22 protein-coding genes are annotated in these 21,788 nt (G+C 63.6%); 7 read left to right on the forward strand and 15 right to left on the reverse strand.

What is annotated here, in order from left to right; genetic code table 11:
* Positions 1-5 precede the first annotated feature (5 nt).
* Together Q7O19_RS00750 and Q7O19_RS00755 are read left to right on the forward strand one after the other, a co-directional pair.
* The gene (locus Q7O19_RS00750) at positions 6-2,732 is read left to right on the forward strand and encodes a TonB-dependent siderophore receptor (protein ID WP_303808057.1); all 2,727 of its coding nucleotides are present in this window, start codon (positions 6-8) and stop codon (positions 2,730-2,732) included.
* 90 nt (positions 2,733-2,822) lie between these two features.
* Positions 2,823-3,293, forward strand: coding sequence for a Rid family hydrolase (locus Q7O19_RS00755; RefSeq protein WP_303808058.1), 471 nt, complete (start codon positions 2,823-2,825; stop codon positions 3,291-3,293).
* A gap of 54 nt (positions 3,294-3,347) precedes the next feature.
* Here the strand turns inward: Q7O19_RS00755 and Q7O19_RS00760 are convergent, their stop codons facing one another.
* Both Q7O19_RS00760 and Q7O19_RS00765 read right to left on the reverse strand, forming a co-directional pair.
* Complete coding sequence (locus Q7O19_RS00760) at positions 3,348-3,986, reverse strand: carbonic anhydrase (protein ID WP_303808059.1); 639 nt, start codon at positions 3,984-3,986, stop codon at positions 3,348-3,350.
* 7 nt (positions 3,987-3,993) lie between these two features.
* Positions 3,994-5,532 carry a SulP family inorganic anion transporter gene (locus Q7O19_RS00765; RefSeq protein WP_303808060.1) on the reverse strand — a complete coding sequence of 513 codons (1,539 nt, stop codon included), beginning with the start codon at positions 5,530-5,532 and terminating at the stop codon, positions 3,994-3,996.
* Between the two features lie 164 nt (positions 5,533-5,696).
* Here Q7O19_RS00765 and Q7O19_RS00770 point away from each other — a divergent pair, with 164 nt between their 5' ends.
* On the forward strand, positions 5,697-6,359 hold the full coding sequence (locus Q7O19_RS00770; RefSeq protein WP_303780614.1) for an MBL fold metallo-hydrolase: 663 nt from the start codon (positions 5,697-5,699) through the stop codon (positions 6,357-6,359).
* Between the two features lie 42 nt (positions 6,360-6,401).
* Here Q7O19_RS00770 and Q7O19_RS00775 read toward each other — a convergent pair whose 3' ends face one another.
* The 5 genes from Q7O19_RS00775 to Q7O19_RS00795 all read right to left on the reverse strand — a co-directional run bounded on the left by Q7O19_RS00775 (position 6,402) and on the right by Q7O19_RS00795 (position 11,075).
* Positions 6,402-6,818, reverse strand: a complete 417-nt coding sequence (locus Q7O19_RS00775; protein WP_303808061.1) for an MAPEG family protein — start codon at positions 6,816-6,818, stop codon at positions 6,402-6,404.
* Positions 6,818-7,627, reverse strand: coding sequence for an outer membrane protein assembly factor BamD (locus tag Q7O19_RS00780; protein WP_303808063.1), 810 nt, complete (start codon positions 7,625-7,627; stop codon positions 6,818-6,820). Before Q7O19_RS00780 ends, Q7O19_RS00775 begins: the two co-directional genes overlap by 1 nt.
* 74 nt (positions 7,628-7,701) lie before the next feature.
* Positions 7,702-9,144: an aldehyde dehydrogenase family protein gene (locus tag Q7O19_RS00785; protein ID WP_303808065.1), complete on the reverse strand. Its 1,443-nt coding sequence runs from the start codon at positions 9,142-9,144 to the stop codon at positions 7,702-7,704.
* Positions 9,145-9,155: 11 nt separating this feature from the next.
* The gene (locus Q7O19_RS00790) at positions 9,156-10,130 is read right to left on the reverse strand and encodes an NADPH:quinone oxidoreductase family protein (protein WP_303808067.1); all 975 of its coding nucleotides are present in this window, start codon (positions 10,128-10,130) and stop codon (positions 9,156-9,158) included.
* Positions 10,131-10,169: 39 nt separating this feature from the next.
* Entirely contained in the window at positions 10,170-11,075 is a 906-nt protein-coding gene (locus tag Q7O19_RS00795; RefSeq protein ID WP_303808069.1) for a hydrogen peroxide-inducible genes activator, read from the reverse strand.
* Positions 11,076-11,197: 122 nt separating this feature from the next.
* Here Q7O19_RS00795 and Q7O19_RS00800 point away from each other — a divergent pair, with 122 nt between their 5' ends.
* From Q7O19_RS00800 to Q7O19_RS00815, 4 genes are all read left to right on the forward strand, one after another.
* Complete coding sequence (locus Q7O19_RS00800) at positions 11,198-11,746, forward strand: peroxiredoxin (RefSeq protein ID WP_303808071.1); 549 nt, start codon at positions 11,198-11,200, stop codon at positions 11,744-11,746.
* Positions 11,747-11,927: 181 nt separating this feature from the next.
* Positions 11,928-12,446, forward strand: a complete 519-nt coding sequence (locus tag Q7O19_RS00805) for a carboxymuconolactone decarboxylase family protein (protein ID WP_303782850.1) — start codon at positions 11,928-11,930, stop codon at positions 12,444-12,446.
* 121 nt (positions 12,447-12,567) lie between these two features.
* Entirely contained in the window at positions 12,568-13,236 is a 669-nt protein-coding gene (gene epsC, locus Q7O19_RS00810; protein WP_022680576.1) for a serine O-acetyltransferase EpsC, read from the forward strand.
* 31 nt (positions 13,237-13,267) lie between these two features.
* Positions 13,268-13,609 (forward strand): DUF2794 domain-containing protein, encoded by a 342-nt coding sequence (locus Q7O19_RS00815; RefSeq protein WP_303808073.1) that lies wholly within the window; start codon positions 13,268-13,270, stop codon positions 13,607-13,609.
* Here Q7O19_RS00815 and Q7O19_RS00820 read toward each other — a convergent pair.
* From Q7O19_RS00820 to Q7O19_RS00855, 8 genes are all read right to left on the reverse strand, one after another.
* Entirely contained in the window at positions 13,606-14,724 is a 1,119-nt protein-coding gene (locus tag Q7O19_RS00820; protein WP_303808075.1) for a hypothetical protein, read from the reverse strand. The genes Q7O19_RS00815 and Q7O19_RS00820 overlap by 4 nt on opposite strands.
* Positions 14,681-15,577, reverse strand: a complete 897-nt coding sequence (locus tag Q7O19_RS00825; protein WP_303808077.1) for an SDR family NAD(P)-dependent oxidoreductase — start codon at positions 15,575-15,577, stop codon at positions 14,681-14,683. Before Q7O19_RS00825 ends, Q7O19_RS00820 begins: the two co-directional genes overlap by 44 nt.
* A gap of 122 nt (positions 15,578-15,699) precedes the next feature.
* Complete coding sequence (gene phoB, locus Q7O19_RS00830) at positions 15,700-16,422, reverse strand: phosphate regulon transcriptional regulator PhoB (RefSeq protein WP_303782854.1); 723 nt, start codon at positions 16,420-16,422, stop codon at positions 15,700-15,702.
* A gap of 18 nt (positions 16,423-16,440) precedes the next feature.
* The gene (phoU, locus tag Q7O19_RS00835) at positions 16,441-17,151 is read right to left on the reverse strand and encodes a phosphate signaling complex protein PhoU (protein ID WP_303795185.1); all 711 of its coding nucleotides are present in this window, start codon (positions 17,149-17,151) and stop codon (positions 16,441-16,443) included.
* A 37-nt stretch (positions 17,152-17,188) separates the two neighbouring features.
* Positions 17,189-17,935, reverse strand: coding sequence for a phosphate ABC transporter ATP-binding protein PstB (gene pstB, locus Q7O19_RS00840; protein WP_303795186.1), 747 nt, complete (start codon positions 17,933-17,935; stop codon positions 17,189-17,191).
* Between the two features lie 38 nt (positions 17,936-17,973).
* On the reverse strand, positions 17,974-19,284 hold the full coding sequence (gene pstA / locus Q7O19_RS00845; RefSeq protein WP_303808079.1) for a phosphate ABC transporter permease PstA: 1,311 nt from the start codon (positions 19,282-19,284) through the stop codon (positions 17,974-17,976).
* On the reverse strand, positions 19,284-20,678 hold the full coding sequence (gene pstC, locus Q7O19_RS00850; protein WP_303795188.1) for a phosphate ABC transporter permease subunit PstC: 1,395 nt from the start codon (positions 20,676-20,678) through the stop codon (positions 19,284-19,286). The genes pstA and pstC overlap by 1 nt, the downstream gene beginning before the upstream one ends.
* Positions 20,675-21,745, reverse strand: a complete 1,071-nt coding sequence (locus Q7O19_RS00855) for a substrate-binding domain-containing protein (RefSeq protein ID WP_369692395.1) — start codon at positions 21,743-21,745, stop codon at positions 20,675-20,677. Before Q7O19_RS00855 ends, pstC begins: the two co-directional genes overlap by 4 nt.
* Positions 21,746-21,788: the final 43 nt, after the last annotated feature.

Below are 21,788 nucleotides of genomic sequence, written 5' to 3' on the forward strand. Positions count from 1 at the left end.
CTAACATGATGCGATTGAACGACAAGACCCAAAGGGTTGATCTGAAGCTGGCCACCTCGATGGTCGCCCTTGTGCTGGCGAGCATGGCCGCACCGGCCCTCGCTGCAGCCGATGACCAGGAAGCCGCCGCGGCAGAAGGTTCGAAGGAAGACACCACGATCATCGTGACTGGCACCCGCCGTACCGATCGCACCGTGGCCGAAAGCGCCGTGCCGATCGACGTGTTCAGCGCCGACGATTTCAAGGCCCAGCCGTCGCCGCAGCTGCAGAGCATCCTGAAAACGCTAGTGCCGTCGTTCAACCAGAACCGCAACCTCTTGGGCGATGCGTCGGCCTTCGTGCGTCCGCCGAACCTGCGCGGCCTGCCGGCTGACCAGATCCTCGTGCTGATCAACGGCAAGCGCATGCACCGTTCGGCGCTTGTGCAGGTGACCGGCGATTCGCTGAACGCGGGTTCGCAGGGCCCCGATCTCTCGCAAATTTCCTCGCCGGCAGTGAGCCGCATTGAAGTGCTGCGCGACGGTGCCGCCGCCCAGTACGGTTCGGACGCCATCGCCGGCGTGATTAACATCGGCCTCAACCGCGCCGATTCCGGCTACAACCTGGCTGCGCGTTATGGTCAGACCTATCGTGGCGACGGTGAAGACCTGCAGATCAGCGCCAACGCCGGTTTCAAGCTGGGTGATGGCGGTTTCTTTAACATCACTGGCGAATTCATCGATCAGAACGTGTTCGATCGTTCGGTGCCGCGTCCGGAAATCGCCCCGCTGATCGCTGCAGGCATCAAGCCGCCGCGTCCCACGGGCAACCAGCTCGGCCAGCCGTCCAACCGCGCCTATCGCGTGGTGTGGAACGCCGCCGTGCCGGTTGGCGATGGTGATGAAGTCTATGCCTTCGGCAACTATGGCTGGCAACGCCAGTCCAACGACTTCAACTATCGCCGCCCGATCGCCGTAAGCGCGGCGGACATCCCACTGCGTCCGGGCACTGGCACCTTCTCCAAGTCGATCAACTCGCTGTGGTATCTCGATCGCATCGGCACCGATCCGGTGTCGGGTCGCGCCATCTTCAGCGAAACCGGCCGCACCTTCACGGAAACCTCAATATTCCCCAACGGCTTCGTGCCGGTGTTCGAAGCTTCGATCGAGGATCTGTCGATCGTCGGTGGCTACAAGGGCTCCACCGAAGGCGGCTTGAAATATGATGTGACTGCGTCTTACGGACGCAACCAGATCCGTTACTTCATGTATGACACGCTGAACCCGTCGCTGGGCCCGTCGTCGCCGACCGATTTCTACCTCGGCAAGGTCACGCAGCAGGAATACAACCTGAACGCCGATTTCAGCTATGAAACCGATATAGGCTTCTACAAGCCGCTGTTCATAGCCGCCGGTCTTGAATTCCGCCGCGAAGCTTTCGCCGTCGGCCTAGGTGACCGCGCCTCGTGGGAACCGGGCATTTTCGGTTCGCAGCTGGTGCAGCGCGCCAACGGCACCACCTTCAACGTGACCAAGGCCGTGGGCGCCAACGGCTTCCCCGGCTTCGGTCCAAGCGACGTGGCTGAAGGCGGCCGCAACAACTATTCGGCCTACCTCGATTTCGAAGCCGAAGCGGTTGAAGGCCTCGATCTCGGCCTGGCTGCCCGCTACGATTATTTCAACGACTTCGGCAGTACCTTCAACGGCAAGTTCAGCGCCCGTTGGGCCATCAACGATGTCATCGCTTTGCGCGGTGCCGCGTCGACTGGCTTCCGCGCGCCGACGCCGGGCCAGCAGTTCACCCAGAACACCCAGACCGGCTTCCCGTCCGGCAGCCCGGTGCCGGTGGCCACACAGACCGCCCGTCCGGACAGCATCTCGGCGCAATTTTACGGCGCCCGGGAACTGAAGCCGGAAAAATCGACCAGCTTCTCGGGTGGTTTCGTGATCACCCCGGGCAGCGGCTTCAACCTGACGTTCGACGCCTACAACATCGTCGTGAAGGATCGGATCGGCATCACCTCTTCGGTGACCGTGACCGGCGCCGACCAGCAGGCGCTGCTGGCGCTGGGCCTGCCCACCGCGCTTGATCTTGGCCAGGTGAACTATTTCACCAACGGCTTCCGCACCCGCACCCGGGGCTTCGACATTGTGTTGTCGCACCGGATGGATACGGGCATCGGCCGCTTCAACAGCAGCCTGGCGGTGAACTACAACAAGACCAAGGTCATCGATCGCCGGTCCATCGTCCTGTCGGCGATCCGGCCGACGGACACCCGGGTGCTGAGCCTGATCGACAACACCCGCAAGGGCAACATCGAGGACAGCAACCCGCGCTGGCGCGCTGTGCTGAGCACCAACTACACCAGCGGTGCGTTTGATCTGACCATGCGTGCCAACTACTTCGGCAAGTTCACCTCCTACTTCCTGCCGGTGGGTTCGGTGCCCGCTGGCGTTGATCCGGTTGCCTTCCGCGCCCGCTATCCGGCGCCCAATGCCGCCGCGGGTATACCTGAATGGGGCAAGACCTTCGGTGCCGAAATTGGCATCGATCTCGAAGCCGGGTTCACCATCGCCGAGAATTATCGTCTCGCGGTGGGCGTCGAAAACCTGTTCAACAACTACCCGGATGTCGAAACCCGCAACGCCTATCCGTCCACCGGCGGCCAGGCCAACGGTTCGCTCTACCCCGGCTCCTCGCCGCTGGGTCAGGCGGGCGGCTTCTGGTACGTGCGCGCCACTGCCAAGTTCTAAGCGGAGGCGCAAGCGATATCGCTTGCCAACAGCGGGCGGCAGGGCAATCCTGCCGCCCGCTTCTTTTTGCAACCGAAGAGGACCTGATCCATGAAATTGTTCACGCTTGCAGCTGCCGCCCTGGCCATGGCGATTGCCGCACCGGCGTTCGCCCAGAACGTCGAAAAGGTCGGCCCCGCCGGCGGCCGCATTCTCACCGCCGCCAAGGTCAAGGCCGGCGCCACCACCGTCTATCTGTCGGGCAACCTCGCATCGCCAGCCGCGCCGGGCGGCAGCGATTATGGTGACACCAAGACCCAGACGATCAGCACGCTGAAGAAGATCAAGGAACTGCTGGCGGCGCACGGCATGACCATGAAGGACATCGTGCGCATGGATGCCTATCTGGTCGCCGCGCCCGGCATGGACGGCAAGATGGACTTCGCCGGCTTCAACGCCGGGTTCGCCGAGTTCTTCAACAATGCCGAGAACCCGACCACCACCACCCGCACCACCATGCAGATCAGCGCGTTGGCTGGCCCGCAGTTCCTGGTGGAGCTGACGGTGATCGCTGCCAAGTAACCGCGGCACAACGCAATTCAGGGGCCGTCGCGGCGACGCGGCGGCCCCTTTGCATTACACCAGCACGCGTTCCGGCTTGGGCACTTCGGAAAGGACCGTGTCCTTATCGATGCGCATCAGCGGCTTGATATGGCCATCGCGCAGATCATAAACCCAGCCGTGCAGGGATAGCGACCGGCCGGCCTGGAATGCCTTCTGCACCGGGCCGGCGCCGGCCAAATGCAGCAACTGGTCGCGCACATTCACTTCCACCAGCCGGTTCACCCGCTCCTCGCCTTCCGGCAGCGCCTCGATCTCGCTGCGGTGATCGTTCAGCACCTGGCGGGCATGTTCCAGCCAGTGGGAAATCGCGCCTTCTGGCGCGCCGTCCAACGCCGCCTGAATACCGCCGCAGCCATAATGGCCGCAGATCACCACATGCTCCACTTCCAGCACGTTCACGGCATAATACAGCACGGCCATCAGGTTGCGATCATCAGGATAGACAAGATTGGCGATGTTGCGATGCACGAACAGGCCACCGGGCACCGCCTGGGTCATCTGATCTGGCGCCACCCGGCTGTCGGAACAGCCGATCCACAGAAAGGCCGGGCGCTGCCAGTTGACGTTGCGGTTGAAGAACTCGGGGTTCTCGGCCAGCATTTCGGCGGCCCAGGCCCGGTTCGACAGCAGCAGTTGATCGACTTCCTTCATGGGATCCTCAGGTCGCGCGGGCGCGGGTGATGGGGGCGTTGATCTTGTCGGCCGCTTTGCGGGTGTGATCGGCGCGTATCTTCACGTCGATGCCGCGATACTGGGCTGCCTTGGCAAAACCGTTGATGATGTCGATGCAATCGAGATCGACATAGGAGGTGGCCGACAGATCGATCAGCAGCGACGTACCTTCCGGCACCCGTTCCAGCGCCTGTTGCAACGCCGGCTTGTGCATGAAATAGAGATTGCGCCGCGCCCGCACCATCACGGTTTCACCATATTCGACATAGGTGATGATGTTGCCGGTGGACCGCCAGATGACAAAGCCCATGCCCACCACCAGCCCGATGGCGATGCCCACCAGCAGATCGGTGAACAGGATCGCAAGCACCGTCACCACGAAAGGGATGAACTGACTGAGCCCCTGTTTCCAGCGTTGCAGGAACAGCGCCGGCTTGGCCAGCTTGTAGCCGGTAGCGATCAGCACCGCGGCCAGCGCCGACAGCGGGATGAGGTTGAGGATGGCCGGCATCAACGCCAGGCCAAGCAGCAGCCAGGTGCCGTGCAACATGGTGGACAGCCGCGAATCCGCCCCCGTTTCGACATTGGCCGATGACCGCACGATCACCGAAGTGACCGGCAGGCCGCCGAGCATGCCGGAGACGAGATTGCCCGCCCCCTGCGCCAGCAGTTCGCGGTTCTTGTCGGTCACCCGGCGCTTGGGATCGAGTTCATCGACGGCCTTGACGCTGAGCAGCGATTCCAAGCTGGCCACGATGGCCAATGTCAGTGCCAGCGTCCACACCTTGGGATTGGTGATGGCGCCGAAATCCGGCAGGCGGATCTGATCGGCCAGCGCCCAGGGCGTTGCCGAAACTGGGACCTGCACCAGGTGGCTGGCGGCAATATGGAGTTCGGGCGCAAACTGGCGGAAGGCTTCGTTGGAACCCACGGCAAACAGCACCACCACCAACGGGCCGGGCAACAGTTTGAGCGGGCCATCCTTGGGCTTGGCCTTGTCCCACCAGAACAGGAAGGCCAGGCTGACCACTGCGATCAGCGCAGCGCCCCACAGGATGTTGTTGCTGAGGATATGGCTGAGCGCCGTGAGCGTGTTTTCACCATCGGGCTGCACGAAGCCCATGTCACCTTCGGGATCGCGATCATAGCCGACGGCGTGCGGCAATTGCTTGAGGATCAGGATCAGGCCGATGGCCGCCAGCATGCCGGTGATGACCGCGCCCGGCACGAATTCGGCAATCACACCGCCGCGCGTCGCGGCAAAGATCAGTTGCAGCACCCCGGCCAGGCAGACAGCGAGCAGGAACGCCTCGAAATTGGGCAGGCTGGTGATTCCGGCCAGCACGATGGTGGTGAGGCCGGCCGCCGGACCGGACACGGACAGGGGCGAGCCGCTGAGCGCACCGACCACGATGCCGCCGACAATACCGGCCACCAGCCCCGCCATCAGCGGCGCACCGGACGCCAGCGCCACCCCCAGGCACAAGGGCAGCGCCACCAGCGCCACAACGATTGAAGCCGGCACGTCCTGCCGCCAACTGGAAAGCACACCTGATTTTTCCTGCATCCAGCGCCTCGTTCATTACAGACAAGCAATGGATAGCAGCCCTGTGCCGCAATTCGTCATTACGGAACCGCAATGTTCGTCCCGACTTGCATGGGGCCGACGGATTCGCCACTGATGGCGGCATGACAGCCAAGCCGCCCCTGCAAGCCATCATCGTGCCGGTCACGCCGCTCCAGCAGAATTGCACCTTGATATGGTGCACGAAAACCATGCGCGGCGCCTTCACCGATCCGGGCGGCGATCTAGATCGGTTGAAGCAGGTCGCCGCCGACAATGGCGTGACCATCGAGAAACTGCTCGTCACCCACGGCCATATCGATCATTGCGGTCTAACCGCGGTGCTGGCGCGCGATCTGGGCGTGCCGATCGAGGGCCCCCACCCCGATGACAAGTTCTGGATCGACATGAACCCCGCGCAAGGCGCCGCTTACGGCGTGCCCGGCGCCGAGGCGTTCACGCCCGACAGATGGCTGCACGATGGCGACCAGGTGACGGTGGGCGAGCTGGTGCTGGATGTCTATCACTGCCCCGGCCACACGCCCGGCCATGTCGTGTTTCACCACGCGCCATCGCAGCTCGCCATTGTGGGCGATGTGCTGTTTCAGGGCAGCATCGGCCGCACTGATTTCCCCAAGGGCAATTTCAACGATCTGGTGGAAGCCATCACCACCAAGTTGTGGCCGTTGGGCAATGAAACGGCGTTCGTGCCCGGCCACGGCCCGATGAGCACCTTTGGCCGCGAACGCCAGGCCAATGCCTTTGTGGCGGATCGGATGCTTGGCTGAGCATTTTCAGCTTCGCGGCTCGGAAAATGCGATCCGCAAAAGTTAAATATAGTTGGGAGATGGCGGCTGAAGCCCCAACCCCAACCACAGCGCCCATAAGGACAGCCCCAGGATCAGCCCCCAACTGATCAGTGCGCCGCCGGCCCGGAACGGGTTGGGCGATGGCCGGCTCATGCCAATGGCATGGGCGATGCGGGCCAGCACCAACAGGCCGCCCGAAATCCACAGCCACGGCGCATGATGGCCGGCGGCGATCTCGATACCCGCCATCAGGAGGAGGGTGAGCGGGACATGTTCGGTGAAATTGGCGTGGGCGCGGATGCGTTCCAGCATTTGGCTGTCGCCGCCATCACCGATCATGATCTTGCCAGAGACGCGGCGTCCAACAACGCGGATGGTGAGCGCCAGGAAAACGAGACCAAGCAGCCCGGCGGTGATCAGGGTCGCCGGTATCGGCATCAACGACCGCCCTGATTGGCCAACTTTCTGGGCGCTTCCGGTACCCAGCGGCCGATCAGCTTGTAGCTGCGTTGGTACCACTTGGATTCCGGATAATTATTGCCCAGCACGGCGGCCGATTTGGTGGCCTCTTCCGGGATGCCCATGGCGAGGTAGGATTCGGCCAGCCGGTGCAACGCTTCGGGTGCATGGCTGGTGGTGTCGAACTTGTCGATCACGGTGCGGAACCGGACAATCGCCGCCAGATACAGGCCCTGGCTCTGGTAGAAACGCCCGATCTCCATCTCCTTGCCGGCGAGGTGATCGCGGGCCAGATCGATCTTCAAGCGGGCATCGGCGGCATAATCGGTGTTGGGATAGCGGCGGATCAGCTCCCCCAGTGAGTCCAGCGCCTGCTGCGTGGTCTTCTGATCCTTGTTGACCGGCATGATCTGGTTGTAGTGGCTCAAGGCCACCATGTAATAGGCATAGGGCGCCTCGCGGCTGCCGGGGTGCAGCGACAGGAAGCGTTGAGCGGCGCCGATGGCTTCCTGATATTCGCCCGCCGCATAATAAGCGAAGGACGACATCAGCTGTGCGCGGCGGGCCCACACGCTGTAGGGATGCTGACGCTCCACTTCGTCGAACTGCGCACCAGCAAGGCGATACTGGCGCTTCGCCAGCGTTTCGCGCGCGGCGCTATACAGCGTCTCCACATCCTGCGCGATATAGCTCTGGTCCTTCTTGGCCTTGCGGCCGCCTCCGCAGGCGGTGAGCACCAGCGGTGTGAGCAGCAGCAAGGCAAGCGCGGAGCGGTTCAGACGGGGCATGAAAGCACCACTAGCAGGATGGATGTTGGGGGGGAAGGTGCGTGTGAAAGGATGAATGGGGGCTGGCTGCCGCCTCACATGTCCTGCGGCCGCCGCCTGATCACCAGGTTCCGGATCTCGGTCATGTCTTCCATGGCAAACCGCACGCCTTCGCGGCCCAGGCCAGAATCCTTCACGCCGCCATAGGGCATGTTGTCGACCCGGTAGCTGGGCACATCGTTGATCACGACCCCGCCGACATCGAGCACGTCCCAAGCCTTCAGCATCTGGAACAGATCGCGAGTAAAGATGCCAGCCTGCAGGCCGAACTTGCTATCATTCACGATGTGCAGGGCTTCATCGAACGTCTTGAAGCGGGTGAAGAAGGCGACCGGGCCGAAGGCTTCTTCGGTGTTGAGCTTCGCGCCGCGTGGCACATCTTCCAGCAGGGTCGCCGCCAGCATCGCGCCGTCGCGCTGGCCGCCGCACAGCAGCTTGGCGCCGCCGGCCACCGCCTCCTTGATCCAGTCGTCCAGTCGGGCGGCTTCCTTCACGTCGATCATCGGGCCGATGAAGGTGTTCTCGTCGCTGGGGTTCCCGGCGATCAGCTTGGCGGTGCGTTCGACCAGCCTGGCCTTGAACGCATCGTACACATCATCATGCACCAGGATGCGCTGCACGCCGATGCAGGACTGGCCGGATTGGTAGAAGGCGCCGAACACGGTGCGATCGGCGGCATCATCCAGATCGGCATCGGGCATGATCACCACAGCCGCGTTGCCGCCCAGTTCCAGCACCACTTTCTTCTTGCCGGCGCGGGCCTTCAGATCCCAGCCCACATCGGGCGATCCGGTGAAACTGAGCAGTTTCAACCGGTCGTCGGTGGTGAACAGGTCCGCGCCTTCCCGGTGGGCCGGCAGGATCGAAAAAGCGCCGGGCGGCAGATCGGTTTCAGCCAGCACTTCCCCGATGATGATGGCCCCGAGTGGCGTACGGCTGGCCGGTTTCATCACGAACGGACAGCCCACCGCGATGGCCGGCGCGATCTTGTGCGCGGCAAGGTTCAGCGGGAAGTTGAAAGGGCTGATGAAGCTGCACGGGCCGATCGGCACGCGTTTCCACATCCCTTGATAGCCCTTGGCGCGCGCTGAAATGTCGAGCGGCTGCACCTCGCCCGTCATCCGCACGCTTTCTTCCGCCGCGATGCGGAAGGTATCAATCAACCGTCCGACCTCGCCGCGCGAATCGCGGATCGGCTTGCCGGCCTCGATGCAAAGGGCCTGCGCCAGTTCGTCGGCGCGTTCGGTAAAGCGTTTCACGCAATGGGCAAGCACCGCCTGCCGTTCAAAGCTCGCCATGCGGGCCATCGGCTCGGCCGCTGCCACCGCCGCCGCGATGCCGCGATCGATGGTGGCGGCATCGGCCATGGCGACGCGCGTGGCGGGATTTCCGGTGAACTTGTCGGTCACCACCAGATCGGCATTGGGCTGCTCCGGCACATTGGCCACATAGAGCGGATAGGTGTCGCGCAGCGCCATCGCTTCTCTCCTCAGACGGTCAGGACGATCTTGCCCAGCGCCTTGCGGTCCATCATCCAGCGGATGGCGTCAGCGCCTTCATCCAGCGCGAAATGCCGCGAGACATGCGGCTTCAACTTCCCTTCGGCATACCAGCGCAGCAGTTCTTCCATGTTCTGCTGGTGCAGCGCCGGTTCGGCCTGGGTGAACGCGCCCCAGAACACGCCGACGATGCTGGCGCCCTTGATCAGCGGCAGGTTGAGCGGCAGTGCCGGGATGGCGCCGGCGGCAAAGCCGATGACGAGATAGCGGCCATTCCAGGCGATGCCGCGGAAGGACGGTTCGGCATAACGGTCGCCAACCGGATCGTAGATCACATCAACCCCGCGGCCATTGGTCAGCGCCTTGATGCGCTCCTTCAGGTCTTCGGTGGCATAGTTGATCACCTCGTCGGCGCCCATCTCGCGACACAGCGCCAGTTTCTCGTCCGACGATGCTGCGGCGATCACCTTGGCGCCCATCACCTTGCCGAGTTCAACGGCAGTAAGGCCGACGCCGCCCGCCGCGCCCAGCACCAGCAGCGTCTCGCCCGGTTTCAGTGCGCCGCGCTGTTTCAGCGCGTGGTGGCTGGTGCCATAGGTCATGGTGAAACCGGCGGCGACGTCGAACGGCATGCCCGGCGCCATCTTCACGATCTGGCCGCGATTGGCGATCACTTCCTCGGCCATGGCGCCGTGGCCGGTCATGGCGATCACTTCATCGCCCACGGCGATATCAGCCACGCCCTCACCCACCGCGCTCACCACGCCGGCGCATTCGCCGCCGGGGCTGAACGGCAGCGCCGGTTTGAACTGATAGAGATTCTGGATGATCAGCGTGTCGGGGAAATTCACCCCCACCGCCTTCACGCTGATGCGCACCTGGCCACGGCCCGGCTCCGGCGTTGGCACGTCCCTCACCACCAGCTTTTCCGGTGGCCCATGTTCAACGCACAGCACGGCCTTCATGTGATGCTCTCCCAAGTTTCGCCCGACAATAGCCGCGGCTTACGACAGCGCCAATCCTGCCACTAATGATTCGCCCATCAGACGGAATTCGGCTTCGCGCGGGGAGCCGTGACGCCACACCAGCGACACGGTGCGCGCGGCGTTGCCCGAAACCGGCCGCGCGATCAGGTTGCCGTGGGTGAGGATGTCGGCATCCAGCGCCAGTTTCGGCAGCAGGGTCTGGCCCAGGCCGCCGGCCACCATTTCCACCAATGTTACCAGGCTGGTGCCGCGATGGGCGGGATCGGCGCGCAACTCCGGACGGCCGCAGGCCGAAAGCACCTGTTCCTTCAGGCAATGGCCGTCTTCCAGCAGCAGCAGATGGTGCGGATCAATAGCATCAGGCGCGACGGCCGGCGGCGGATCGGGCCGATCGCCGGGACGGAACACCAAGAAAAAGGGATCATCGAACAGCGGCATCACGCTGAGCCCCGCCGTGTCCCACGGCAGCGCCAGCAGCACCACATCCAGCATGCCGCGCGCCAGTGCTTCGGTCGCCGGGCCGCTCATCTCCTCGCGCAAGTGCAGTTTCAGATCGGGCCAATCGGCCCGCACCTTGGGCAGCGCGCGTGGCAGCAGATAGGGCGCGATGGTGGGGATGACGCCAAGGCGCAGCGGGCCGGAAAGCGGCTTGTCTCCACCCACGGTGAGCCCGGCCAGTTCATCGGCCTCGCGCAGCACAACATAGGCCTTGGACACCACCCGTTCGCCCATCGGCGTGAAGCGCACGACCCGACGGTTGCGCTCCACCAGCCGCACACCCAGCAGCGATTCCAATTCGGCCAGAGCCGCCGACAAGGTCGACTGGGTGACAAAGCAGGTTTCGGCGGCGCGGCCGAAGTGGCCGTGGATGTGCAGCGCGGTGAGATACTGCAGCTGTTTCAGTGTGGGCAGGAATGCCGTCATCGACAAACTCGATTGATAATAGCGATATTATCGATTGGATTTCTATCTCGTGCAAGGCCAATGGAACCGTGCTGGCGCTCGCTGGTTCCCGTTTACACCCCCCCAAACCAAGGATTCATCTCATGGCTCTCACTGTTGGCGATAAAGTTCCGTCCTTCGATCTCCCCGTGCAGCAGGGCGTTGCGGCGCTGCCGAACGGCGAATCTTTGGACATCACCACGGCTTATCCTGGCAAGTGGAAGATCCTGTTTTACTGGCCGAAGGATTTCACCTTCGTTTGCCCGACCGAAATCATCGGTTATGGCGATCTGAAGGGCGATTTTGCTGATCGTGACGCCGTGCTGATCGGCGCTTCGACCGACACCGATTTCGTGCACTTCGCCTGGCGCAAGAGCGACGAGCGTCTGGCCGCCTGCGATTTCCCGTGGCTGGCCGATAACAGCAAGCTGCTGGCCGACGCGCTGGGCATCATCGTTGCTGGCGCCGGTGTGCCGCTGCGCGCCACCTTGATCATCGATCCGGAAAACGTGATCCAGCACATCACCGTGAACGGCCTGAACGTCGGCCGCAACCCGGCCGAAACGCTGCGCATCCTCGACGCGCTGCAGACCGACGAGTTGTGCCCGTGCAACTGGACCGAAGGCCAGGACACGCTGAAGCCAGCCGCGTAAGCCGCTGCCGGGCGAGTGGATAGTGCCCCGGCGCTATCCACCGACTCCAGCAAGGCCGGCCAGCGGGCGCGGGTGGCGGCCTCAGCCGCCAACCGTGACCCGTCTGACGTCAGGCCGCGGCTTTGCCGCGGCCCCCTTCCCCTCAATTCTGCCCTCCCCCACCGAGGGGAAAGGAACCCCCATGATCTTTTCCGAACTCGCAAAAACCCTGCCGGATTACGCCAAGGATCTGCGCCTCAACGTCTCCAGCCTGCTGACCGAGCAGTTGCTCAGCGATCAGCAGAAGTGGGGCACGATCGTGGCGGTGGCCCATGCCTGCGCGCACAAGCCGCTCATTGATGCGGCCGAAGCCGAAGCCGCCGCCAAGCTCAGCCCCGAAGCGCTGAATGCTGCCAAGGCCGCTGCCAGCATCATGGCGATGAACAACATCTACTATCGCTTCACCTACATGGCGTCGCGGCCGGACTACAAGACGATGCCGGCCAAGCTGCGCATGAACGTGATCGGCACTCCGGGCATCGAGAAGGCCGATTTCGAGCTCTACAGCCTGGCGGTTTCGGCCGTGAATGGCTGCGGCATGTGCATCGACGCGCATGACAAGGTACTGGCCCAACACGGCATCGGCGCCGACAAGATCCAGGCCGCGGTGCGCATCGCCGCCGTGGTGCATGCCGTCGCCCGAACGCTTCAGGCGCTGTAAGGCCCTGCTTGGTCAACATGAAGGGCCAGTCATCCCGCGTGGGATGACTGGCCTTTTTGTTTGAATTGGATTAAGTGACGCTCAAATCGGTAGCCGCTTTCTGGCCAGCCGGAGAACCGCCATGGGTTTGATCGCCTATCTCGACTCGGTGAAACAGCGCGATCCGGCGCCGCGTTCGCGCTGGGAAATCCTTACCTATCCCGGCGTCTGGGCGCTTGGGCTGCACCGCATCGCCCATATGCTGTTCCGCGGGCACTTTTTCTTCGCCGCGCGACTGGTCAATCATTTCAGCCGCTTCCTCACCGCCATCGACATCCACCCAGGTGCCCGTATCGGCCGCAATTTCTTCATCGATCACGGCTTCGTGGTGATCGGCGAGACCGCCGAGATCGGTGACGAGGTGACCATCTATCAGTGCGTGACGCTGGGCGGCACCGATCCGGCTGGCGGCACGGGCGGCAAGCGCCATCCCACCATCCTGGATGGCGCCATCGTCGGCTCCGGCGCGCAGGTGCTGGGCCCGATCACCGTCGGCGCGAAGGCTCGTATCGGCGCCAATGCGGTGGTGACGCGTGATGTGCCGGAAGGCGCGACCATGATCGGCATACCCGCCAAGCCGGTGGTGATGGCGGCCGAGGACTATGTGAAGCCATTCCTGCCCTATGGCACGCCATGCGCGCAGAAATTCGATCCGGAAACCCAGAAGCTGGAACTCCTGCGCTGCGAGATGGAGGTGCTGAAAAGCCGGCTGGACGAATTGACCCGCGAAGACACGCGCAAGGCCGGTTGACCTCTCCATAGCGCCGCGCCAAACATTGGGCGTGAGCATTGTCATCCCGCTGACCGCGACCGCAGCCGTTCGCCAGGTCGCTTTCACCCGTATCGAGCTTGACCGGATCATGTCGCTGTATGGCCGCATGGTCGCCGCCGGCCTGTGGCGCGATTATGCGCTGGAACTGGGGGCGAAAGTGGCGAGCTTCTCCGCCTTCCGCCGCTCTGCAGAAAATCCCGAGGTGCGGCTGGTGAAAGACCCCTCGCTGCGGCAGCGCCAGGGCGAATGGGTGCTGTATGGCGAAGGCGGCGTGGTGCTGAAACGCGGCCATGAACTGGCCGGCGTGCTGGCCGTGGTGGAACGGCGGTTGCTGAAAGCCGTGGAGGGTTAGCGGTTAGCCTGGGCGATGGTGGGCAGATTTGCCCGCAGGCCCACCGGCAGCCGCGGCACCAGCAGCGCCCGCGCCCGCCGCCAACCGGCCGAGAGCAAGACCAGCATCAAGCCTACCAGCAGGAGACCGACGTTGCTGCCGATCGACAAATCACTGCCCTGCCCTACCAACGTCTGGATGGCGTAGATAGCATAGCCAATAGCCGACACGATCAATGCCCGGCGATCAATGGCCAGCGCAACCAGCGTTAGAATGGCAAAGGCCACGACCACGAGTATGGCTGTTTCTGGTTGGCCTCCCGACGCGCTCAGCCCGGTGCCAGTGAACAGCGGGTGCACCAGCATGGGCGCCGCCAGCAGATGCAGCCAGAAGGCAATATCGGAACGGCGCGTGATGCGCGCGGGGTCGCGGCTGTCATACCACATTGCCAGCGTGAAGACGCCAACGCCGCAGATCAGCACCAAAAGCGTCAGAATATTGGTACCGACAACGGCAAAGGCCGGGCCGATGATGCCACCGGTCAGGCTGATTACCGTCAGGCTCAAGGCGCCGGCGCCGGCCGCTACAGTGATAGGCACGCGAAACCGCCACCAGTGCGCGGCAGCCGCGGCGACTGTCAGCACCCCGGCCGCAGTCAACATGGCGCTGGCTTGCAGGATATTGCCATTGGTGGCGCCAAGACGCAGCTCGGCCAGCCCGCCAAAGATCGCGAGAACCGTCATGAAGGCGGCGACGGAATAGCTGAGCAGCAGCAACACGCTGGGCAACGCCATGCGGCGCTGGCGGGTGAAATATTCCGCCAGGCCCCAGCTGGTCACGGCCACAGCCACAGCCGATGCCAGTTCAGACACTTGCAGGGCGATGGCGCTGATCGCCAGCAGCAACATGCCAATGGCGATCGCCACGAAAATATCGTTGAAGCCGGTGAGCAGGCGGAACGATTCCTCGTCACCGCCTGCGGTACCGCGGCGCAAATCGCGCGTGAAGGTCACCAACCGTTCGCGGGTTTCGGCATCCAGCACACCTGCCGCCACGGCGGCATCAAGATCGCGCTCTTCGATCACCCAGCGGTTAGCGACCGCCGCCCAGCGCCATCGCCGCCTGCGCACCGCCATTGTCCGGCGCCACTTCACCGGTACGATCGCTGATCTCGGCAAAGCGCGCCGCCACGTTTTCGGCGGTCAGCTCATCGGCCCCAAGATGGATGCCGCGGGTGAGCGTCACGTAGGCGCGCTCGATGCCACCGCCGCCAGCGTTGAGGATCACGTTGGTCGGCGCTTCTTCCGACACCAGATAGACCGACGCCGGCACCACGGTTTCCGGGCCCAGCTTTTCCAGCATGGCCGGCAGCATCAGATCCTCGGTCATGCGGGTCGCTGCCAGCGGCGCGATGGTGTTCACATGCACGTTGTACTTGGCACCTTCCAGCGCCAACGTCTTCATCAGGCCCACCAGGGCCAGCTTGGCCGCGCCATAATTGGCCTGGCCAAAATTGCCGTACAGCCCGGTGGACGACGTCGTCATCAAGATGCGGCCATAGCCCTGCTCGCGCATCAATTCCCACACAGCCTTCGTGCAGTTGACACTGCCGATCAGGTGAACGTCCATCACGGTGCGGAAATCGTCCAGCGCCATCTTCACGAATGTCTTGTCGCGCAGGATGCCGGCATTGTTGATCAGGATATCGATGCGGCCCCAACGTTCCTTGACGTTGGCGACCATCTTTTCCACAGCCGCCATGTCGGTGACGCTGGCGCCATTGGCCATGGCTTCGCCGCCGAACGCGGTGATTTCATCCACAACGGCCTGCGCCGCCGAGAGCGACGCGCCCGAACCATCGCGGGCGCCGCCCAGATCATTGATGACCACCTTGGCGCCACGCCGCGCCAGATCAAGCACATAGGCCCGGCCCAGGCCGCCGCCGGCGCCGGTAACAATGGCAACACGCCCTTCAAAGCTGATGGTCATGAGATGCTGTACCCTCGAATTGTTGGAATCATGTTCGCAGAAGGGCCGTTTAACCAAGCAGGCCGGTGCTGCAAAGCGATTCCGCCACTACGGTACAGAGGCAAAACGCCAGAACGGGCCGATCAGGCGGCCACTTGCGCCGCCACTGGCGTTGCGTCCAGCGAATAGCCGGCCGAGCGCACGGTGCGGATCAGATCGGCCAGTTCCTCGCCGCCCGGGCCGGCGTTCACGGCCTTGCGCAGGCGGCGAATGTGCACGTCAACGGTGCGCTGTTCCACATAGACATCGCGGCCCCACACGGCATCGAGCAATTGTTCCCGGCTGAACACACGGCCGGGATGCTCGAGGAAATGGCGCAGCAGGCGGAATTCCGTGGGGCCGAGCTGCACGGTGCGGCCGTCGCGGGTCACCCGATGAGCGGTCGTATCCATGGCGATGCCGGCAAATTCCAGCGCGCCGCCCTGCAGGGCCGGGCGCAGACGCCGCAGCACCGCGCGGATACGCGCAACGAGCTCGCGCGGGGAAAACGGCTTGGTCATGTAATCGTCCGCACCGGTTTCGAGGCCGCGGATACGATCCGCCTCGTCACCGCGGGCGGTAAGCATGACGATCGGCAGATTGGCGGTGGCCGGCGCGCGGCGCAGGCGGCGGCAGACTTCGATGCCCGAAAGATTGGCGATCATCCAGTCGAGGATAACCAGATCGGGCTTCTCCTCTTCGGCCAGGGTCAACGCTTCCTCACCATCTCCGGTGCGGACCACGTCAAAGCCTTCCTTTTCAAGATTATAGGTCACCAGCTCAACAAGGCTGGCGTCATCTTCAACAAGCAGGATCTTGGCGCGCATGGGGCGATCTCCTGGGGGTTATTCGGGGCTGTAAACTGTTGACGTGAAATCATTCTTCGGCCGCTCGGCCGGACGCTGACCAGTGACGGAGTAATAAACCATCTCGGCCACCGACGTTGCGTGGTCGCCGATCCGCTCCAGATTCTTGGCGACGAACAACAGATGGGTGGACGGCGTGATGTAGTGCGGATTTTCCATCATGAAGGTGAGCAGCGCGCGGAACAGCGAGTTGTAATATTCGTCCACCTGCTGATCACGCTGCAGCAGCGCCAGCGCCTTGACCGGATCACGATCGACGAAGGCATCGAGCGTGTCGCGGATGATTTCCACCACCAACCGGGCCATTTCCGGGATGATCACCGCTGGGCCAACCGGTTGCGACTGGGCAATAACCGCAGACCGCTTGGCGATATTCTTGGCGTAATCACCGATGCGTTCCAGTACGCCGGCAATCTTCAGCGCCGACACGATCTCACGCAGATCATCGGCCAGCGGGGCGCGCAGCGCGATGATGCGGACCGCCAGCGCCTCGGCCTCGGCTTCCAGCGCATCGAGGCGATTGTCATTCTCGATGATGATTTGCGCCGCTTCGGCATTGCGGCTCATCAGCGCGTCCACACTTTCAGCGATCTGGGATTCGCACAGGCCGCCCATGCGGGTGATCACCGCGCGCAACTGGGCGATATCCTCGTCGAAGCTCTTGACAGTGTGGGCGGCGAATTCTGCCATGACTTTTGCCTTTCAGGGGCGGCTGATCGGGGGCGGATCAGCCGTAACGGCCGGTAATATAGTCCTTAGTGCGGGTCGCTTTCGGGTTGGTGAAGATCGATGACGTGTCATCATACTCCACCAGCGTGCCAAGATGGAAAAAAGCCGTCTTCTGGGAGACGCGGGCCGCCTGCTGCATGTTATGAGTGACGATGACGATCGCATAGCGGCCGCGCAGTTCGTCGATCAGTTCCTCGATGCGCGCCGTTGCGATCGGATCGAGCGCCGAACAGGGCTCGTCCATCAGGATCACTTCGGGATCAACCGCGATGGCGCGCGCGATGCACAGGCGCTGCTGCTGCCCGCCCGACATGGCGGTGCCGCTTTCGTTCAGCCGATCCTTGGCTTCGTCCCACAGGCCGGCGCGCTTGAGGGCGCTTTCCACGATCTCGTCCATGTCGGTCTTGGATCGCGCCAGGCCATGCAGGCGCGGGCCATAGGCGACGTTTTCATAGATCGACTTGGGGAACGGGTTGGGCTTCTGGAACACCATGCCAACCCTGGCGCGCAGCTGCACCACGTCCATGCCGCTGGCATAGACATCCTGGCCATCCAGCTCGATGCGGCCTTCCACGCGGGCGCCGTCCACCGTGTCGTTCATGCGGTTGAGGCAGCGCAGGAAGGTGGACTTGCCGCAGCCCGAAGGCCCGATGAACGCCGTCACATGTTCGGCAGACACGTCGATGGACACATTCTTGATAGCCTGTTTCTGGCCATAGAACACGTTGACGTCACGTGCCGTCATCTTGGGGACGGTGTTGTGACCAATGGCAGGGTTCTGGTTCACCAGCGCCTCTCGAAACGGTTGCGAAGATAGATGGCCAGGCTGTTCATGGCGATCAGCACCAGCATCAGCACCATGATGGCAGCCGAGGTTTTCTCGACAAAGCCGCGCTGCACATCGTCCGACCACAAGAACACCTGCATCGGCAACACCGTGGCTGGCGCGGTGAAACCCTGAGGCACATCGGTGACGAAGGCGCGCATGCCGATCAGCAGCAGCGGCGCGGTTTCCCCCAGCGCGCGGGCGATGCCGATAATGGTGCCGGTCATGATGCCGGGCAGCGCCAGCGGCAGCACATGGTGAAACACCACCTGGATGGGCGAGGCACCAATGCCCAGCGCGGCATCGCGGATCGACGGTGGCACCGCCTTGATCGCCACCCGCGACGCAATCACGATCACCGGCATGATCATCAGCGCCAGGGTGATGCCGCCAACCAGCGGCGCCGATCGCGGCATCCCGGCAAAATTGAGGAAGAAGGCAAGGCCCAGCAGGCCGAAGATGATCGACGGCACGGCAGCGAGATTGTTGATCGACAGTTCGATGATGTCGGCCAACCGGCCCTTGGGCGCGAATTCTTCCAGCCACACCGCCGAAAACACCCCCAACGGGAAGGCGATGGCGATGGTGACCGCCAGCGTAAGCAGCGAACCCAACGCTGCGCCGCCGATGCCGGCCAGTTCCGGTTCGGTGGAATCGGCGCCAGACAGGAAGGTGGTGTTGATGCCGGTGCGCAGCCGGCCCTGACCTTCAAGCCGGCGCCAATCGGAGACTTCACGATCCGTTACGCCGCGGCTCTCAGCGGGTGCCGCCAGATCATATTTGCCCTTTGCCAACAGGTCGATCGACGATCGCACCGGCACCCACAGGCTGGCGCGCTTGCCGAGCAGTGCAGGATTTTCCATCAGCGCTTCGCGCAGTTCCATCCAGGCGGCATCCGACAGCGTGTCATCGGCCGGGCCCAATTGCTCGGCGGCCTTGAGCAGAAGCGCCTGGTAATCGGCACGGGCCAGCAGCGCCTGCCCTTGCGGGCCCGCCACAGCGGCCGGATCAACGCCCAGCGTGGCGGCATCAAACTGCACCTCGATGCGGGTTTCGGTGCGCTGGAACCCGGTCCAGCCGTCACGCACGATGGTGAACAGCAGGAAGGCGAGGAAGCTGGCGGCGATCACCAACGCGGCAGCGCCCAGGCGACGGAAATTGCGCTCGGCGCGATAGCGCGCGGCGATGCGCGACCGCATGGCCTGCGTCGTCCAGTCGGTGGGCTGGCGCTCGGCAATGGGCGCAGCGGGAGCGGCAAGGGTCGCCATCACTCGTAAGCCTCGCGATAGCGCTTCACCACGGCGAGCGCATAGATGTTGAGGACCAGAGTCATCACGAACAGCACCAACCCCAGCGCGAAGGCCGAAAGCGTCTTGGCGCTGTCAAACTCCTGATCGCCGGTAAGAAGCGCGACGATCTGGGTTGTGACAGTGGTGACGCTGCTGAATGGATTGGCTGTGAGATTGGCCGCAAGCCCTGCCGCCATCACCACGATCATTGTCTCACCGATGGCGCGGCTCACAGCCAGCAGCACGCCGCCCATGATGCCCGGCAGCGCGGCAGGCACCAGCACCTTCTTCACGGTTTCCGACGGGGTGGCACCCATGGCGAGGCTGCCATCACGCATGGCGCGCGGTACGGCGGCGAGCGAATCATCGGCCATCGAGGACACGAACGGGATGATCATCACCCCCATCACCAGTCCGGCAGCCAGCGCGGAATCGGAGGAGGCATTGGTCATCCCCAGCGCCACGGCAAAGCTGCGCACCAGCGGCGCGATGGTAAGCGCGGCGAAAAAGCCGTAAACAACTGTGGGCACACCGGCGAGCAATTCCAGGATCGGCTTCAGCCACTTCCGCACACGCGGATCGGCATATTGGGTGAGATAGATGGCCGACATCAGGCCCAGCGGGATGGCCACTGCCATGGCGATGATGGCGCCGATGAAGATCGTGCCCCAAAACAACGGCACCGCCCCGAACGCACCAGTGGAGCCAACCTGATCGGCGCGGATCGCCGTCTGTGGGCTCCACTGCAAACCGGTGAGGAATTCCACTGGCGACACCAATTGAAAGAAGCGGATCGATTCAAAGATCAACGACAGCACGATGCCGAAGGTTGTCAAGATCGCCACGACCGACGCGATCAGCAGCAACGCACGCACCTGGGCTTCAACTCGGTTGCGGGCGCGGAAGTCCGGGCGCAGGCGCGAAAAACCCCAAAGACCGCCCATCGCCAGCAAGGCCACTGCCAGCGCCCCAGCCAGCAGGTCACCGTTGGTGCGCGCCGCCGCGTAAACCGGCGCCAGCCGCGGTGCCAGTGGGTTGAAGGCCTGCGGAAGATCGCCGTTCACCAGGCCGCGCACTTCGTTCATAAGCGCTTCACTGTCGTTGCCGGAGGCCGGGCGTTCGACAGCAGAAAGGCTGCCCAGCACCTGGCCCTCGATCAGACCTTCGCCCATGATGCCCCAGCCGGCCAGCACCAGCAGCGCCGGCGCCAGCGCCAGCACCGCCACATAGGCGCCGTGATAGACCGGGCGCGAATGCACCGCTCCCATGCGGCCGCCCGCCACCGTTACCATGCGATTGCCGCGGGCACGGCCGGCCAGATAAGCCAGACCAGCAAGACCAAGCACCAGCGCGAAGGCAATCAGCAGCCTCATTGCAGCCCACCTTCGTCCATCGCCGTCAGTTCACGGGCGGTCGCCTCGCCAGCACGGCGAATGGCTTCCGGCGCCGCCACCAAGCCTTTGCGGGCGAGATAGCCGGTGCGGCCCCAGGTCGATTCCCGCGCATACTCGGCCAGAAACTCGCGCATGCCGCGCACGGCTGGCACATGCTGGACCTTCACGTACAGATAGAGCGGGCGCGCGGCCGGGAAACTGCCGCTGGAGATATTCTCATAGGTGGCCGTGACGCCCGACAACGGCACATCCTTCACCCGGTCGCTATTCTCTTCCATGAAGGAAAAGCCGAACACGCCCAGCGCCTGCGGATTGGCGGAAATCTTCTGCACAATCAGATTGTCGTTCTCGCCGCCTTCGACATAGGCGCCATCTTCGCGCACCTTCTCGCAGATCTGCTTGTGGGCGTCGTCGTCGCTCTTTTTCAGGGCCTTCATCGCCGGTTCGCTGTTGCAGCCCTTGAGCATGTACAGCTCGTTGAAACTGTCGCGCGTGCCGCTGGTCGGCGGCGGGCCGATCACCTCAATGCGGATATCAGGCAGCGCCGGGTTCACATCGCGCCACGTCCGTGCCTTGTTGGGGCCCTTGCCGAACGGATTGGCGGCCAGCGCCAGATAGACATCGCGTTCGGTGAGCGAGGGGAAATTGGCTTCGCGGGCCTGGGCGATGACCAGGCCGTCAATGCCCACCTGCAATTCGATCAGGCCCTTCACGCCATGTTTGGCGCAATCCTCGACTTCGCTCTTCTTGATGCGGCGCGAGGCATTGGCGGCATCGGGGAATTGCGCGCCAAGGCCGGCACACATCAGCTTGATACCGCCGCCGGTGCCGGTAGATTCCACGATCGGCGCGGGAAATTCCGTCCACTTGCGCTTGAACTGTTCAGCGACAGCGGTGGTGAAGGGATAGACGGTGGAGGAGCCAACGATGCGGATCTGCGTACGGCTGCCGCCCGAACAGCCCGCAAGCCCGACCGCCAACAGGGCAGCCAGGCCGAGGCCGAAGGCAGCAGACACGCGGATCGGCGGCAAGAAATTCATCCTCATGGGGCTCATGGCCGGGCGATTCGCCGCCCCGTCCTTCTGCCCC

The sequence above is a fragment of the Sandarakinorhabdus limnophila DSM 17366 genome, assembly GCF_945882885.1.
GTDB lineage: Bacteria > Pseudomonadota > Alphaproteobacteria > Sphingomonadales > Sphingomonadaceae > Sandarakinorhabdus > Sandarakinorhabdus limnophila_A.